Below are 16,199 nucleotides of genomic sequence, written 5' to 3' on the forward strand. Positions count from 1 at the left end.
GCGTATCGAGATCACCCCACCCCGTTGATCGAGTAGCCCGACGCAGTCGGGCGTATCGAGATCCCCGCCGCTCGTCGACGCGCCCCCTACTCGACGCGCGGCGACCCGGTCAACCGCTCGATGAGCTCCCGGTAGCGCGCCGCCGTCCGCTCGACGACGTCGGCGGGCAGCCGGGGAGCCTCGCCCGCACCGTCCCAGTTCGCGGCGAGCCAGTCGCGCACGATCTGCTTGTCGAACGACTCCACGCGGCCCTGATCGAGCGCCGCGGCGTCCCAGTACCGCGACGAGTCCGAGGTGAGCACCTCGTCGGCGAGCACCAGCTCGCCCGTCGCTCGGTCGCGGCCGAACTCGAGCTTCGTGTCGGCGAGCACGAGACCGGCCTCGGCGGCGATCGCCGCGCCCTGCGCGTACACGCGCAGCGCGAGGTCGCGGATCGCGGCCGCGTCGTCAGCGCCGACCAGCTCGACCGTGCGCTCGAAGGACACGTTCTCGTCGTGCGCGCCCTGCGGCGCCTTCCAGGCCGGCGTGTAGATCGGCTCGGGAAGCGCATCGCCGTCCTCCAGGCCCGGCGGCAGCGCGACGCCCGAGATCGAGCCGACCTGCCGGTACTCCTTGAGTCCCGAGCCGGTGACGCGTCCGCGCACGACGCACTCGACCGGGAGCATGTCGAGCGTGCGCACGAGCATCGCGCGGCCGCGCACCGCGTCCGGGGTGCGGGCGTCGGCGTCGGGAGCGAGCTGCGACGGGAGCCCCAGCCGGTCGATCCACCAGCGCGTGAGCGTCGTCAGCAGCTCGCCCTTGCCGGGGATGGCGGGCTCGAGCACCTGGTCGAAGGCCGAGACGCGGTCGGAGGCGACCATGAGCATCTCGGGCGCGGTCGCGAGCTCGGTGCCGACCGGCACGTAGAGGTCGCGCACCTTGCCCGAGTAGGCGAGCTCCCAGCCGTCGAGCCCGGTCATGCCCGGGCGGCGATGTCGGAGCGCGACTGCCCGCCCTCGAGCGAGATCCTCCCGAGCCCCGCATACGCGCGCTCGCGCGCCTCGGCGAGCGTCGCGCCGGTGCCGACGACGTTGAGCACCCGGCCGCCGGTGGCGGTCAGGCCCTGCTCCCCGCGGCCGGTGGCGGCGTGCAGCACCCGCACGCCCTCGAGCTGCTCGGCATCCTCGACGCCGGTGATGAGGCGACCGGTGATGGGGTCGCCCGGGTAGCCCTCGCTCGCGAGCACCACGGCGACCGCCGCCGAGTCGCGCCAGACGAGCGGCGCTGCCGACCCGAGGGATCCGTTCGCGGCCGCCAGCAGCGCATCCGCCAGTCCCGACTCGATGCGGGGCAGCACCACCTGCGTCTCGGGGTCGCCGAAGCGCGCGTTGAACTCGATGACCTTCACGCCGTCGTCGGTGACGATGAGGCCGCAGTAGAGCAGGCCCGTGAAGGGCGTGCCCGCCTCGGCCATCGCGCGGATCGTGGGCAGCGCGACGTTCTCGACGACCTCGTCGACGAAGGCCTGCTCGCTGCCGAAGCGCTCGGCGAGCCACGGCAGCGGCGAGTAGGCGCCCATGCCGCCGGTGTTGGGTCCGGTGTCGCCGTCGCCGAGGCGCTTGAAATCCTGCGCGGGCGCGAGCGGCACGGCGTGCTTGCCGTCGGTGAGCACGAACAGGCTCACCTCGGGCCCGGCGAGGTACTCCTCGATCAGCAGGGGCCCGTCGGGCAGGAACGCCTCGGCGTGCGCCTCGGCCGCGGCCCGGTCGTCGGTGACGATGACGCCCTTGCCGGCGGCGAGCCCGTCGGCCTTCAGCACCCACGGGGGAGCGGATGCGTCGAGCGCGGCCCGCACGTCGTCGAGCGTCACGGCCGTGGTGTCGGCGCCCGTCGGCACGCCGGCCCGCGCCATGACCGCCTTCGCGAACGACTTCGAGCCCTCGATGGCGGCGGCCGCCTTCGTGGGGCCGAAGACCGGCACGCCGGCCTGCTTGAGGGCGTCGGCGACGCCCGCGACGAGGGGCGCCTCGGGGCCGATGACGACCAGGTCGAAGCCGCCGTCGACGGCGAGGTCGGTGACGAGCTGCGGGTCCTTGATGTCGACGCGCACCGCCTCGACCTCGACGCCGATCCCGGCGTTGCCGGGCGCGGCCGTGATCTCGTGGCCGCCCTCCTCGAGGAGTGCCGCGATGATGGCGTGCTCACGCGCGCCGCTGCCGAGTACCAGGATCCGCACGCGCCCATTCTACGAACGCGGCGAGCCCGCCGGGCCGACGGGCTCGATGCATCGGCGATGAGGGCGCCCGGCGGCCACCAGGCGACCACGTCGCCGGCCGCGGCTAGCCTGTCGGACGTGGCCAGGCGCATCCCCGATCTCGACGGCACCGACGCGGTGCGCGCCGCGCTCGCGCCCGACGCCGGGCGCGCCGAGCGGGCGCTCGCGGTGCGCTACACGCTGCAGTGCCTCGCCGATCGGGCGCCCGGCAAGTCGGTCGAGGTGCGCGTGCCGCCGTTCGGCGCCGTGCAGGCGGTCGAGGGCCCCGGGCACACGCGCGGCACGCCGCCCAACGTGGTCGAGACCGACGCCGCGACCTGGCTCGCGCTCGCGACCGGCGGCGAGGCGTGGGCGGATGCGGTGGGTCGCGGCGCGGTGCGCGCGTCGGGCGTGCGCGCCGACGTCTCGCCGTGGCTGCCGCTCGTGCGCCCGACCGCGGGCTGACCCGCCGGCGAGGGTCGCCACCGACCCGCGCATCCGCCCGTCGCGCGCAGGTGCGGAGGGCCATACTGAACCCATGGCTCAGGTCGTCCGCCCGCAGGGGTTCATCGGTCCCCTCGTCACGATGGTGATCGGCGCCATCCTGCTCTTCAACGGCGTGCCGGGCCTGCTGCAGTGGATCGGCTGGATCGGGCAGTCGGCGCTCGTCGTCGGGATCGAGAGCGCCTTCGACACCGCCTTCGTCCCGCTCATCCTGTCGGCGGCCGCGTCGATCATCGGCCTCGCGATGGTGCGGGGCGGCTTCACGTCGCTGCGCGGCGTGCTGCGCGGCGCCGGCCAGCGGGCGCGCGAGCAGGTGCGCGGCGGCGTGCAGCAGGTGCGGCGGGAGGCCGGGCAGCGCTACGGCGAGGCGGTCGGGCAGGCCGAGCACCTGCAGAACGCGGTGCCGCAGTCATGGCGCGAGCGCATCGAGGCAGCGGCGCGCGAGGTCGAGGGCGAGCGCGCGCGACGCTCCGGAGCGCAGCCGCAGGTGCACGCGTCGCCGCAGCAGCGGCCGCAGCAGCCGCGACCGCAGGCCCCGCGCCAGCCGCAGCCGCAGCCGCAGCGGCAGGGCCAGGGCCAGCAGGGCTACCAGGGTCAGCAGGACTACCAGGGCCAGGCCGCGTACCAGGGCCAGCAGCAGCGCCAGCCGCAGCCGGCGCCGGGCTCCGACCGGCTCGCGCGCATCGAGCAGCTGCGGCGCCAGGTCGACTCCCGCGTGCAGCAGCAGGTGGGCCAGCTGCAGGACGCCGGGCGGCAGGCTGCCGACCGCGTGCGCCAGGCGGGGATCGATGAGGCCGCTCGGGTGCAGCAGCGCCAGCTGCCGAACCCCTCCGACGAGGTGACCGCCCTCATCGGCCGCCTCGAACTCGCCGACAACGAGCGCATCCGCCGCCGCGGGTCCTCGCTCACCCGCTCGTCGCTCGCGACCAGCTCGCTCTCGAAGACGTCGCTCACGTTGAACTCGCTGCTGGAGCACCGCCGCTGAGCGCCCGGCGCGCGGCTGCTGCCAGGACGCCGCTGGCCCCCTCCGGAGCGGAGAGGGCCAGCGTGCCTCGTCGGCGAGTCAGCGCGTCAGTGCGTCAGAGCGACCAGACGACCAGCACCGCCGCGAAGACGAGGCCGGATGCGAGGAGCGTCACGGTCGTGTAGCCGAGGATGTCGCGCATCTTCAGCCCCGCGATCGCGAGCAGCGCCAGCGCCCAGAACGGCTGGATCATGTTCGTCCACTGGTCGCCGTACGCGACCGCCATGATCGGGATCGCCGGGTCGACGCCGATGCGCTCGGCGGCGTCGAGCAGGATCGGCGCCTGCACCGCGAACTGCCCGCCGCCCGACGGCACGAAGAAGTTCACGAGCCCGGCCGACAGCAGCGCCAGCACGCCGAACGTGACCGGGTTCGCGATCGCGACGAACGCATCCGACAGCACCTCGATGAGGCCGGAGGACGTCATCATGCCGAGGATGCCCGCGTAGAGCGGGAACTGCAGCAGGATCTCGCCCACGTTCGAGGCGGCCTCCTTCGTGAGGCGGATGATCTCGAACGGGTTGCGCACCAGCAGGAAGATGAGCGCGAGGAACGACCAGTTGACGATGTCGAGCGTGATCGTGCCGCCCTGCACGAAGTGCACGACGAGGTAGAGCGTGAGCGCGGCGCCGACGATGAGCGTGACGATGCGGCTCGCGTCGATGCGGTCGGCGGGGGTCACGACCTCCTCCTCGTGCTCGACGAGCTGCTCGCGGGCGTCGAACTGCAGCTCGACGATGCGGTCGGAGCCGCGCGGCGCGACGAGCGACAGCGCCACGGCGACGGCGACGATCGTCGCGACCGCGCCGATGATGTTCGGCAGCGCGAAGGTCGTCTCGGAGACCGGGATCACCTGGCCGCCGAGGTGCTCGGCGATGAACGAGTCGGGCGTGGCGGCCGTGAGCGGGCCGGAGCCCGAGTAGCCCATGTGCCAGACGACGAAGCCCGAGAAGCCGGCCGCGACGAGCATCGGGAAGTGCAGGCGGAGGCCGCGCTCCTTGCCCGAGGCCGCGACCTCGCGGGCGAGCAGGCCGCCGACGACGAGGCCGAGGCCCCAGGTGATGAGGGATGCGACCGCGGCGATGACGAAGACGAACAGGTAGGCCTGCACGGGCGTCTGCGGCAGCGCGGCGAGGCGCGTGAGCAGGCGGCGCACGGGCCGGGTGTTGGCGAGCATGTGGCCGAGCAGCAGGATGAGCGCCATCTGCGTCATGAAGGCGAGCAGGCCCGACAGTCCGTCGCCCCAGCCGACGACGAGGTCGACGGGGTTCGTCTGCGTGACCGTCAGCGCGAGCAGCGCGACGACGAGCGTCAGGATGATCGCGAAGACGAGCGCGGAGGGGATCCAGCGCTCGACGACGGTGTTGATGGGCCGCATCGCGCGGGCGAGCGGGGCGCCCGATTCGCGGGTCTCGGCAGGGGCGTTCGGCATGGTTCACCTCGTTGTGTGCATGGGAAGGGCGCGCCGGCGCGCACCGCTTCCGACCATAGCCGCAGGTGAGGGCCGTCAGCGCCCGTGGGCGTGACGCATCCGCCCCCGAGCCCGCACCACGAGCTTGCGCAGCTCGTCCATCCACAGCACGCAGGAGGCGAGCGCGAGGCACAGCAGCCACTGGCCGGCCGAGAGGGGCGCGGTGCCGAAGGCAGCCTGCAGCAGCGGCACGTGCACGACCAGCACCTGCGTGACGACGCCGAAGGCGATCGCCGCCCACAGCCAGCGGTTGGCGAGCAGGCCGCGGAAGGCCGAGGCGGTCTCGGAGCGCGCGTTGAGCGCGTTGCAGAGCTGCGCGAGCACGAGCGTCGTGAAGGCCGCCGTGCGCGCCGTCTCGACGCCGGCGTCGCCGTCGACGAGGCCGCCCGGCAGGTGGATGTCGAGGGCCAGCAGCGTCACCGCGGCCATCGCCGCGCCCATCGCGAGGATCCAGCCCGACATGCGGCCGTCGATCACCCGCTGCTCGGGCCGGCGCGGGGCGCGCGCCATCACGTCCTCCGTCTCGGGGTCGACGCCCATCGCGAGCGCGGGGCCGGAGTCGGTGACGAGGTTGATCCAGAGGATCTGGGTCGCGAGCAGCGGCACGAAGATCTACTCGCCCTGGCCGCTCAGCCCGAGGGACCCGGCGAGCAGCACGCCGAGCAGCATCGTGAGCACCTCGCCCATGTTCGACGACAGCAGGTAGCGGAGGAACTTGCGGATGTTGCCGAAGATCACCCGCCCCTGGCGGATCGCCGCGACGATGGTCGAGAAGTCGTCGTCGGTGAGGATCATCGCGGCGGCCTCCTTCGAGACCTCGGTGCCGGTGATGCCCATCGCGACGCCGATGTCGGCGCGCTTGAGCGCCGGCGCGTCGTTCAAGCCGTCGCCCGTCATCGCCACGACGTGGCCGCGCCGCTGCAGCGCCTCGACGAGCTGGAGCTTGTGCTCGGGGGCGACCCGCGCGAAGACCGAGACCTCCTCGACGGCGCGCGCGAGCGCATCCGCGTCGAGGCCGTCGAGGTCGGCGCCAGTGAGCGCCCGGTCGCCGCCGATGCCGAGGTCGCGGGCGATGCGCAGCGCCGTGGCAGGGTGATCGCCGGTGATCATGACGACGCGCACGCCGGCGCGCCGGGCCTCGTCGATCGCCCGCGCCGCCTCGGCACGGGGCGGGTCGATGATGCCGACGGTGCCGACGAGGATGAGGTCGCGCTCGAGGGCGAGACCGGCCGCGGCGTCGATCGCGCCGTCCGGCCCGGTCGCGTCCGCGAGCTCGGCGCGCGTGAGCGGCCGGTAGGCGACGGCGAGCGTGCGCAGCGCATCCGCCGACATCGCCGCGACGTCGGCGTGCACGAGGGCGCGGTCCTCGTCGGTCAGCGCCGCCGTTTCGAGGCCCTGCCGCACGCGCGAGCAGCGCTCGAGCAGCACGTCGGGCGCGCCCTTCGCGATGAGCACGGGCAGCGGCCCGCCGGCCCCGTCGCGGTGCTCGCGATCCTCGACGACGACCGACATGAGCTTGCGCTCCGAGGTGAAGGGCACCTCGCCGATGCGGGCGAAGCGCTCGCGGCGCCGCTCGGCGAGGCCGGCCTTCCGCTCCGCCACCACGAACGCCGCCTCGGTCGGGTCGCCCACCACCTCCCACGTGCCGTCCTCCGCCTGTCGCACCTCGGCGTTCGATGCGAGCGTGCCGCCCGAGAGCACGACGATGTCCTCCTCCCGCAGGTCGAGCGCCGCGTCCTGCGCGAGCAGCGGGCGCCCGTCGACGAGCACCTCGCCGTCGGGTGCGTAGCCGACGCCCGAGATGTCGGCGATGCCCGAGCGCGTGCGCACCTTGAGCATCGTCATCTCGTTGCGCGTGAGCGTGCCGGTCTTGTCGGAGCAGATGACGGTCGCCGAGCCGAGCGTCTCGACCGACGAGAGCGACTTCACGATCGCGCCGCGCCGGCTCATCGCCTGCACCCCGATCGACAGCACCACCGAGAGGATCGCGGGCAGCCGCTCGGGCACCGCCGCGACCGCGAGCGAGACGCCGATGAGCAGCACGTCGACCGCGTCCTGCACCGAGCCGATGCCGCTCGTCGCGCCCACCGCGACCATGACGACGACGGCGATCACCACGACCGCGATCCCGAGGGTGCGGCCGACCCGGTGGATCTCGCGCTGCAGCGGCGTCGGCTCCTGCTCCGTCTCGGCGAGCAGCGCCGCGACCCTCCCCATCTCGGTGCGCATGCCGGTGGCGGTCACGACGGCGCGGCCCGAGCCCTGCGTGACGGCTGTGCCCTTGAAGACGAGGTCGGTGCGGTCGCCGAGCGGCACGGGCGACGGCAGCGTCGCGGGTGACTTCGCCACGGGCGCCGACTCGCCGGTGAGGGCCGCCTCGGCGATCTGCAGCGACGACGCCGCGACGAGCCGCGCGTCGGCGCCGACCGCGTCGCCCTCGGCGAGCACGAGCAGGTCGCCCGGCACGAGCGCCGCCGCCGGCAGCCGCTCGGTGCGCCCGTCGCGCACCACCGTGACGGCGACGGCCGTCATGTCGCGGAGCGCCGCGACCGCGTCGGCCGCCTTCGCCTCCTGCACGACGCCGAGCGCGGCGTTCGCGACCACGACGAGCAGGATCACGACCGCATCCACCGGGACCCCGACCGCGCCCTCGAACGCCCACGCGACGGTCGAGATCGCGACCGCGGCGAGCAGCAGCAGGATGAGCGGGTCGACGAGCTGCGCGACGAGGCGGCGCCAGGCCGGCTCGGGCGGGTCGGCGTCGAGCTCGTTCGGCCCGTGGCGCGCGAGCCGGGCGGCGGCCTCGACGCCGGTGAGCCCGCGCTCGGCCGACGTGCCGAGCGCACGCACTGCGTCGTCGGCGTCGACGAGCGCCCAGTCGACCTCGACGTCGGGCCCGGATGCGCGGTGCGGCACGGGCGGTCCCGACGAGACGGTCACGGTGCGGCCTCCTCCTCCGGGCGCCCGTGCGCTGCGGCACGGCCCCGCTCCGCACGCTACCCCGCGGGGCGCGGACCCGCACGGGCGGCGGGTGGGATCATGGTGGGCATGGACGCGCAGCCCGACCCGACCCCCGAGCAGGAGGGCGCTCGCGCGCACCGCGAGACGCACGAGACGCAGCAGATGCAGGTGCGGCGCTCGCCCCGCTACGGGGTCTTCATGGCGATCGGCGCGCTGCTGGCGATGCTCGCGGCATGGTGGATCTCGACGGCGATGCCCCCCGCGGTCAACCAGGCGGGGCAGCCGGTCGACACGACGCCCGTGATCGGCCTCATGCTCGTGGTCGGCTTCGTGGTGGGCGGGGCGCTCGGCGCGCTCGTCGCCGTGCTCATCGACCGCGCGCTCTCGAAGCGCCTGCACACCGTGACGGCCGAGCACGTCGACGTCGCCGAGCGACCCTCGCCGTCCGGCCCGGAGGACGCGGGCGACGCGACCTTCGAGCCCCTCGGGCAGGCGGGCGACCGCCGCGACGAGCTCGGCGACGGCGACCGGCTGCCCGGCGACGCACGACCGGGCGACGACCGACCGCGCGAGGGCTGATGGCCCGGCGCCTGGCGCTGCACGCGGGCGCGCACGCGCTCGCCTGGGCCGCGCTGGGCGCCGCCGCGGCGTCGACGGCGGCGGATGCGGTGGGTCGCGAGGGCTCGCCCGTCGCGCTCGCGCTCGGGGCCGCGGTCGCGGTCGCCGCAGCGGCGCTCGCGCTGCTCGTGCTCGCGCTCCCGGGCGCGCGCCGGCTCGCGCCGCGGGCGGCGATGGCCGTGGGCGCCGCGCTCGCGCTGGCGGCGCTCGCGGGGGCGGCCGCGCTCGCGCTGCTCGAGCAACCGATCGGCGTGCTGCCGGCGGCCGCGCTCGGGCTCGCCGCCGGGCTGCAGCTGCACGGGTCGGCGGCGGCCGCCGCGACGGAGCCGGCGCTCGCGCCGCGGGTGCGGCCCGCGCCCACGCTGCTCGCCGCCGCGCTCGGCACCGCGCTCGTCGCCGGCGCCGCCATGCTCGGGGTGCCGACCGGCGCGCAGCTCGCGGGCGCCGCGGTGCTGCAGCTCGGGGCCCTCGCGCTCGCGATCGCGGCCGGCCGCGCTGCGTCGCCCGCAGCCGTCGGCGCGGACGCCGACGAGCGGCTGCCCGAGGGCGACGCGCACGGCGCAGATCCGCGGCCCCTCGACCCGCGCCCCCTCGACCCGCAGGCGCTCGGGCTGCTCGCGCTCGCAGCGGCCGGCGCGGCCGCGATCGCGGCCCTCCGCCCCGCGCTCTCGGCCCTCGGCGCCGAGTCGCCGCAGCCGGCATGGCCCGCGGCGCTCACCCTCGCGCTCGGCGCCCTGCTCGGACCGCCGCTCGCGGTGCTCGCCGAGCGGCTGCTCGGCGCCCGCGCGCTCCCGGCCGTCGCGACCCTCGGCGGCGTCGCGGCGCTCGCGGCCCCCATCGCGCGGCCGGGCGCGCTCGACCTCGTGGCCGCCGCGTTCCTCGGGGTCTCGCTCGCCGCATCCGTCGCCCTCGTCGAGCTCGCGCGCCGCGCCGGGGTGCGGACGGCGCCTGCGACCGGCGCGGTCCTCCTCTTCGCCGGCGCTGCGGGCGCGGCGCTCGCCGCGCTGCTGCTCGCCGCCGTGCCGCTGCCCGACGTGGTGCTCGGCGCCGCGCTCGCGTGCCTGGTCGCCGCGCTCGGCGCGTGGTCGCCGACGCTCGCGCGCAGCGTGCCCGACGCCCGGGACGGGCGTCGGAACTGGGGTCGCGGCGACGACCCGAAAGGGTCGTCGCTCCCAGCTCCACCGTTCAGCTGAGCTGCGTCTGCTCCACCCAGGCCAGGTACTCGTCGGTCACGTCGCCCGTCACGTACTCGCCCGTGAAGCACGACAGGTCGAGGCCCTGGATGTCGGTGCCGTCGAGGATCGCGCGCTGCAGGTCGTCGACCTCCTGGTAGACGAGGAAGTCGCTGCCGAGCGCCTCGTTCACCTCAGGGATGGAGCGGCCGGATGCGATGAGCTCGGCGCGCGAGGGCATGTTGATGCCGTAGACGTGCGGGTAGCGCACCGGCGGCGCCGCCGACGTGAAGGTCACCGTGTTGGTGCCCACCGAGCGCATCATCTCGACGATCTCGCGGCTCGTCGTGCCGCGCACGATCGAGTCGTCGACGACGAGCACGTTCTTGCCGCGGAACTCGCTCTCGAGCGCGTTCAGCTTCTGCTTCACCGACTTCTTGCGCTCCTGCTGCCCCGGCATGATGAAGGTGCGGCCGACGTAGCGGTTCTTGTAGAAGCCCTCGCGGTACTCGATGCCGAGCCGGCGCGCGACCTCCATCGCGGCGGGCCGCGACGAGTCGGGGATGGGCATGACCACGTCGATCGCGCCGGACGGCGTGTACTGCGCGATCGTGTCGGCCAGCCGCTCGCCCATCCGCAGCCGCGACTCGTACACGTTGATGCCGTTCATCACCGAGTCGGGGCGGGCGAGGTAGACGTACTCGAACGAGCAGGGCAGCAGCACGGGGGAGTCGTGCGTCATCGCCGAGGCGAGCTCGCCGTCGGGCGTGATGAAGACCGCCTCGCCGGGCGCCACGTCGCGCTCGAGGTGGAAGCCGGAGCCGGTGAGCGCCACCGACTCGCTCGCGACCATCCACTCGGTGCGGCCCGACTCGGCGACGCGGCTGCCGAGCACGAGCGGGCGGATGCCGAACGGGTCGCGGAAGGCGAGCAGGCCGTGGCCGGCGATGAGCGCGATCACGCCGTACGAGCCGCGGATGCGCTCGTGCACGCGCCGCACGGCGGTGAACAGGCGGTCGGCGTCGAGCTCGCCGCCCTGCACGAGCGACTGCAGCTCGGAGCCGAGCACGTTCACGAGCATCTCGGTGTCGCTGCCGGTGTTGACGTGGCGGTGGTCGACGGTCGCGAGCTCGACCTCGAGCTCGCGGGTGTTCGTCAGGTTGCCGTTGTGCACGAGCACGATGCCGTACGGCGCGTTCACGTAGAACGGCTGCGCCTCGAGCTCGTTCGCCGCCTCGCCGCGGGTCGCGTAGCGCACGTGGCCGAGGCCGAAGGTGCCGAGCAGCGAGCGCATGTCGCGGGTGCGGAACGCCTCGCGCACCTGCCCCTTCGCCTTGCGCACGTGGATCGAGCGGCCCTGGGCGGTCGCGATGCCCGTGGAGTCCTGCCCGCGGTGCTGGAGGAGGGCCAGTGCGTCGTAGACCTGCTGGTTGACGCTCGAGTCGGAGACGATGCCGACGATGCCGCACACAGGCGAGCTCCTTCTGTTGCGAGGGGAGGCCTCCAGCCTACCGAGCGGCGCGCTCCCGGAGCGTCCCGGACGGCGGCGGCGGATGCGCTCGGCCGTCCATGCGATGTCCAGGGAGCGGGAGCACAGTGGGGGACATGAGCTTCGACACCGAATCCATCAAGCACCTGCCCGAGCAGACGCAGGAGTGGCCCGGCTGGACCGAGCAGCTCCAGCCCGTCCCCGACCACGGCGAGACCAGCTACGTCGGCCGCGGCCGCCTCGAGGGCAAGCGCGCCCTCATCACCGGCGGCGACTCCGGCATCGGCCGCGCCACCGCGATCGCCTTCGCGAAGGAGGGCGCCGACGTCGCCATCGCCTACCTGCCGGCGGAGCAGGAGGACGCCGAGGAGACGAAGCGCCAGGTCGAGGCCGCGGGCCGGAAGGCGGTGCTCATCGCGTGCGACCAGCGCACCGAGCAGGCCAACATCGACCTCGCGCAGCAGGCGGTCGAGGGCCTCGGCGGCCTCGACGTGCTCGTGAACAACGCCGGCTACCAGATGGCGCAGGAGTCGCTCGCCGACATCACCGACGAGCAGCTGCGGCAGACGTTCGAGACGAACATCTTCGCGATGTTCAACCTGACGCGCGCCGTGCTCCCGCACCTCAAGGCGGGCGCGAGCATCATCAACTGCTCGTCGATCCAGGCGTTCGACCCCTCCGAGACGCTGCTCGACTACGCGTCGACGAAGGCGGCGATCAACAACTTCACCGTCAACCTCGCCGCGCAGGTCGGCAGCGACGGCATCCGCGTGAACGCGGTCGCGCCCGGCCCGATCTGGACGCCGCTGCAGCCGTCGACGAAGCCCAGCGTGAAGGACTTCGGCATGGATGCCCCGCTCGGCCGCCCGGGCCAGCCGATCGAGGTGGCGACGGCGTTCGTCTACCTCGCGAGCGACGACGCGAGCTACGTCTCGGGCACCGTGCTCGGCGTGACGGGCGGCAAGCCGGTCTTCTAGCGGCGCACCCGCTGGTCGAGCCGCCGGCCCTCCGGGCCGGCGAGTCGAGGCCATGGTGGTCTCGAGACGGCCGGCTGCGCCGACCTCCTCGACCAGCGGGGTGCCGACCTCCTCGACCAGCGGGGGACGACCTCCTCGACCAGCGGGGGCCGTCAGCCCGCGACGCGCTCCCGCGCCGCCGCGAACGCCGCGACGGCCCGGTCGACGTCGGCGTCCGAGTGGGCGGCAGACAGCTGCACGCGGATGCGCGCCTCACCACGGGGCACCACGGGGAACGAGAAGGCGGTGACGTACACGCCCTCCTCGAGCATCGCATCCGCCATGTCTGCCGCGAGCCGGGCGTCGTGGAACATGACCGCCGTGATCGGGTGCTCGCCGGGCAGCAGCTCGAAGCCCGCGGCCTCCATGCCCTCGCGGAACCGCACGGTGTTGCGCTGCAGCTGCTCGCGCAGCTCGCCCGCCCCCTCGACGAGGTCGAGCGCGGCGATCGACCCGGCCACGACCGACGGCGCGAGCGCGTTCGAGAACAGGTAGGGGCGCGAGCGCTGCCGCAGCAGGTCGACGATCTCCTGCCTGGCTGCGATGTAGCCGCCCGAGGCGCCGCCGAGCGCCTTGCCGAGCGTGCCCGAGATGATGTCGACGCGGTCCTGCACGCCGGCGAGCTCGGGGGTGCCGGCGCCCGTCGGGCCGGTGAAGCCCACCGCGTGCGAGTCGTCGACCATCACCATCGCGTCGTAGCGCTCGGCGAGGTCGCAGATCGCCTCGAGCGGCGCGAGGTAGCCGTCCATCGAGAAGACGCCGTCGGTGACGACGAGGCGGCGGCGCGCGCCCGAGGCCTCCTGCAGGCGCGCCTCGAGCTCGGCCATGTCGCGGTTCGCGTAGCGGTAGCGGGCGGCCTTCGACAGGCGGATGCCGTCGATGATCGACGCGTGGTTCAGGGCGTCCGAGATCACGGCGTCCTCGGCGCCGAGCAGCGTCTCGAAGAGGCCGCCGTTCGCGTCGAAGCACGAGGAGTAGAGGATGCACGCCTCCTGCCCGAGGAAGGAGGCGAGCCGCGACTCGAGCTCGAGGTGCTGGGTCTGCGTGCCGCAGATGAACCGCACCGAGGCCATCCCGAACCCCCACTCGTCGAGCGCGGCCTTGGCCGCCTCGACGATGCGCGGGTCGTCGGCGAGGCCGAGGTAGTTGTTGGCGCAGAAGTTGAGCACGTCGTGGCCGCCGGCCGAGACGGTCGCGGCCTGCGGCGAGTCGATGGCCCGCTCGCGCTTGGTGAGGCCGGCGGCCTCGATCTCGGCGAGCTCTGCGGCGATGGCGTCGCGGACGGAGTACACGGTTCAGGCTCCCTGGAGGTCGGTGAAGTCGAGGATGACCTTGCCTGCGGCGCCGGAGCGGGCGCGCTCGAACGCGCCCTCCCAGTCGGCGAAGGCGAAGCGGTCGGTGATGACCGGGGCGACGTCGAGGCCCGTCTGGGCCATCGACGCCATGGCGTACCAGGTCTCGTACATCTCGCGGCCGTAGATGCCCTGGATCGTCAGCATGTGCGAGACGACCTTGCCGAAGTCGACCTCGATGGGCCGCGACGGCAGGCCGAGCATCGCGATGCGGCCGCCGAAGTTGAGGTTCTCGATGATGCCGACGAGCGCGGTCGGCGAGCCCGACATCTCGAGCGCGACGTCGAAGCCCTCCTGCATGCCCAGCTCGCGCTGCACGGCCGCGATGGGGCTGACGCCGTCGGGGTCGGATGCCTCCTGCGGGTTGAGCGCGCGGAAGCCGAGCGAGCGCGCGAGCTCGAGCCGCGGCTCGGCGATGTCGGTGATCACGATGTGGCGCGCGCCGGCGTGCCGGGCGACCATCGCGGCCATCAGCCCGATCGGGCCCGCGCCGGTGACGAGCACGTCCTCGCCGACCACCGGGAACTTCAGCGCCGTGTGCACGGCGTTGCCGAACGGGTCGTAGATGCCGAAGACGTCGAGCTGCTGCTCGGTGGCGGAGTCGGCGGTGATGCCCGGGTGCACCCAGACGTTCGAGGCGGGGAGCACCACGTACTCGGCGAAGCAGCCGTCGCGCTGCACCCCGAGGTTGGAGGTGCGGATGCACAGGTGGCGGCGGCCGGCGCGGCAGTTGCGGCAGTGGCCGCACACGACGTGCCCCTCGCCGCTCATCAGCTGGCCGACGGCGTAGTCGGTGACGCCCTCGCCGACCTCCACGATCTCGCCGCAGAACTCGTGGCCGACGGTGAGCCCGGGCGTCACGGCAGACTGGGCCCACGCATCCCACGCGTCGATGTGCAGGTCGGTGCCGCAGATGCCGGCGCGCAGCACGCGCACCTTCACGTGGCCCGCGGGCGTCGTGGGCTCGGGGATCTCGACCAGCTCGAGTCCTGGCTTGCCTCGGGTCACGAGTGCGTGCATGGGCGTCTCCGTCGACGGTGGTGGGTGTGCCGCGACCATCCTGCCACCCGCCCGCCGTCACTGATCCCGCACGAGCCCGGGGCTCGCGGCGCACAACGCAAGCCCGCCGGCCCCGTTCCGCGGCGGATCCGGGGAAGGACGGTTCCGCGCCCCGGTTCCGGGCCGCGGGGCTTGCGTTGTGCGGGGGTCGGGCTGGCGATCGGCGCGCCCGGGCGGCACCGGCGGCTCGGTAGCCTGGGGGCATGACCGATCCGTATGCGTCCGCCGGCGTCGACACCGAGGCGGGCGACCGCGCGGTCGAGCTCATGAAGGCCGCCGTCTCGCGCACCCACGGCCCCGGCGTGCTCGGCGGGGTGGGCGGCTTCGCCGGCCTCTTCGACCTGTCGGCCGCGGGCGCCTACGCGAAGCCGCTGCTCGCCACCTCGACCGACGGCGTCGGCACCAAGATCGCGCTCGCCCGCGCGATCGACAAGCACGACACGATCGGCCAGGACCTCGTGGGCATGGTCGTCGACGACATCGTCGTGGTCGGCGCGAAGCCGCTGTTCATGACCGACTACATCGCGTGCGGCCGCGTCGTGCCCGAGCGCATCGCCGACATCGTGCGCGGCATCGCCGAGGCGTGCGAGGCGACCGGCACGGCGCTCGTCGGCGGCGAGACGGCCGAGCACCCGGGCGTCATGGAGCCCGACGACTACGACGTGGCGGGTGCGGCCGTCGGCATCGTCGAGGCGGATGCGGTGCTGGGCGCAGAGCGGGTCGGCGAGGGCGACGTCGTGGTCGCCATGGCCTCCTCGGGGCTCCACTCCAACGGCTTCAGCCTCGTGCGCCACGTGCTCGCCGAGCGCCGCATCGCGCTGACCGACCGCGTCGACGAGCTGGGCGGCGTCGCCGCCGAGGTGCTGCTCGAGCCGACGCGGCTCTACACGCTGCCGCTGCTCGGCATGCTCGAGCAGGGCCTCGGCATCCGCGCCATCTCGCACGTGACGGGCGGCGGCATCGCCGCGAACCTCGCCCGCGTGCTGCCGCAGCGCCTCGCCGTCGAGATCGACCGGCAGGGCTGGCAGGTGCCGGCGGTGTTCGACGCGCTCGCGCAGCTCGGCGACTTCCCGCTCACCGACGCCGAGGGCACCTGGAACCTGGGCCTCGGCATGCTCGTGGTCGTCGACGAGGCCGACGCCGCAGGCGTCGTCGCGGCGAGCGAGGCCGCGGGCATCCCCGCCTCGACGATCGGCCGGGTCGAGGCGGCCCCCGCCGATGCGAGCGGATGGGTGCAGGGCGCCAAGGGCGTGGACGGCGGCGCGGTGCGCCTGACCGGCAGCTACCGCTGACCCGTGCG

The 16,199-nt window shown here is 74.3% G+C and carries 14 protein-coding genes; 6 read left to right on the forward strand and 8 right to left on the reverse strand.

The annotated features are described in order from the left end of the window. Positions 1-86: 86 nt before the first annotated feature. Together FQ330_RS02815 and purD are read right to left on the reverse strand one after the other, a co-directional pair. Positions 87-959, reverse strand: coding sequence for a phosphoribosylaminoimidazolesuccinocarboxamide synthase (locus FQ330_RS02815; protein WP_146355044.1), 873 nt, complete (start codon positions 957-959; stop codon positions 87-89). Beyond that, positions 956-2,215, reverse strand: a complete 1,260-nt coding sequence (gene purD, locus FQ330_RS02820) for a phosphoribosylamine--glycine ligase (protein ID WP_146355046.1) — start codon at positions 2,213-2,215, stop codon at positions 956-958. Before purD ends, FQ330_RS02815 begins: the two co-directional genes overlap by 4 nt. Before the next feature lie 117 nt (positions 2,216-2,332). On the opposite strand from purD, the gene FQ330_RS02825 reads away from it, so the two are divergent. Next, entirely contained in the window at positions 2,333-2,698 is a 366-nt protein-coding gene (locus FQ330_RS02825) for a sterol carrier family protein (protein WP_146355048.1), read from the forward strand. A gap of 73 nt (positions 2,699-2,771) precedes the next feature. Further along, complete coding sequence (locus tag FQ330_RS02830; protein ID WP_146355050.1) at positions 2,772-3,722, forward strand: hypothetical protein; 951 nt, start codon at positions 2,772-2,774, stop codon at positions 3,720-3,722. A gap of 94 nt (positions 3,723-3,816) precedes the next feature. On the opposite strand, the gene FQ330_RS02835 is transcribed toward FQ330_RS02830, so the two are convergent. The 3 genes from FQ330_RS02835 to FQ330_RS02840 all read right to left on the reverse strand — a co-directional run bounded on the left by FQ330_RS02835 (position 3,817) and on the right by FQ330_RS02840 (position 8,172). Next, a complete protein-coding gene (locus FQ330_RS02835) occupies positions 3,817-5,193 on the reverse strand; it encodes a short-chain fatty acid transporter (RefSeq protein ID WP_225792660.1) in 1,377 nt (458 codons plus the stop codon). A gap of 75 nt (positions 5,194-5,268) precedes the next feature. Then, positions 5,269-5,838 (reverse strand): cation-translocating P-type ATPase C-terminal domain-containing protein, encoded by a 570-nt coding sequence (locus FQ330_RS13670; protein ID WP_318655680.1) that lies wholly within the window; start codon positions 5,836-5,838, stop codon positions 5,269-5,271. A 6-nt stretch (positions 5,839-5,844) separates the two neighbouring features. Beyond that, a complete protein-coding gene (locus FQ330_RS02840) occupies positions 5,845-8,172 on the reverse strand; it encodes a cation-translocating P-type ATPase (protein WP_318655681.1) in 2,328 nt (775 codons plus the stop codon). A gap of 108 nt (positions 8,173-8,280) precedes the next feature. Here FQ330_RS02840 and FQ330_RS13475 point away from each other — a divergent pair, with 108 nt between their 5' ends. Together FQ330_RS13475 and FQ330_RS13480 are read left to right on the forward strand one after the other, a co-directional pair. Then, positions 8,281-8,772, forward strand: a complete 492-nt coding sequence (locus tag FQ330_RS13475; protein WP_146355052.1) for a cell division FtsX domain-containing protein — start codon at positions 8,281-8,283, stop codon at positions 8,770-8,772. Continuing rightward, positions 8,772-10,004 carry a hypothetical protein gene (locus tag FQ330_RS13480; RefSeq protein ID WP_146355054.1) on the forward strand — a complete coding sequence of 411 codons (1,233 nt, stop codon included), beginning with the start codon at positions 8,772-8,774 and terminating at the stop codon, positions 10,002-10,004. The genes FQ330_RS13475 and FQ330_RS13480 overlap by 1 nt, the downstream gene beginning before the upstream one ends. Here FQ330_RS13480 and purF read toward each other — a convergent pair. Next, positions 9,997-11,454: an amidophosphoribosyltransferase gene (gene purF, locus FQ330_RS02855; protein WP_146355056.1), complete on the reverse strand. Its 1,458-nt coding sequence runs from the start codon at positions 11,452-11,454 to the stop codon at positions 9,997-9,999. The two genes, FQ330_RS13480 and purF, sit on opposite strands and share 8 nt — an antisense overlap. A gap of 134 nt (positions 11,455-11,588) precedes the next feature. Between purF and FQ330_RS02860 the strand changes: the two genes are divergently transcribed. Continuing rightward, positions 11,589-12,449 (forward strand): SDR family oxidoreductase, encoded by an 861-nt coding sequence (locus tag FQ330_RS02860; RefSeq protein WP_146355058.1) that lies wholly within the window; start codon positions 11,589-11,591, stop codon positions 12,447-12,449. Positions 12,450-12,601: 152 nt separating this feature from the next. On the opposite strand, the gene FQ330_RS02865 is transcribed toward FQ330_RS02860, so the two are convergent. Both FQ330_RS02865 and tdh read right to left on the reverse strand, forming a co-directional pair. Next, positions 12,602-13,780: a glycine C-acetyltransferase gene (locus tag FQ330_RS02865; protein WP_146355060.1), complete on the reverse strand. Its 1,179-nt coding sequence runs from the start codon at positions 13,778-13,780 to the stop codon at positions 12,602-12,604. A gap of 3 nt (positions 13,781-13,783) precedes the next feature. Further along, entirely contained in the window at positions 13,784-14,860 is a 1,077-nt protein-coding gene (tdh, locus tag FQ330_RS02870; protein ID WP_146355062.1) for an L-threonine 3-dehydrogenase, read from the reverse strand. A 242-nt stretch (positions 14,861-15,102) separates the two neighbouring features. Between tdh and purM the strand changes: the two genes are divergently transcribed. Then, on the forward strand, positions 15,103-16,191 hold the full coding sequence (gene purM, locus FQ330_RS02875; protein WP_146355064.1) for a phosphoribosylformylglycinamidine cyclo-ligase: 1,089 nt from the start codon (positions 15,103-15,105) through the stop codon (positions 16,189-16,191). Positions 16,192-16,199 lie beyond the last annotated feature (8 nt).

Source organism: Agrococcus sediminis (assembly GCF_007923295.1).
GTDB lineage: Bacteria > Actinomycetota > Actinomycetes > Actinomycetales > Microbacteriaceae > Agrococcus > Agrococcus sediminis.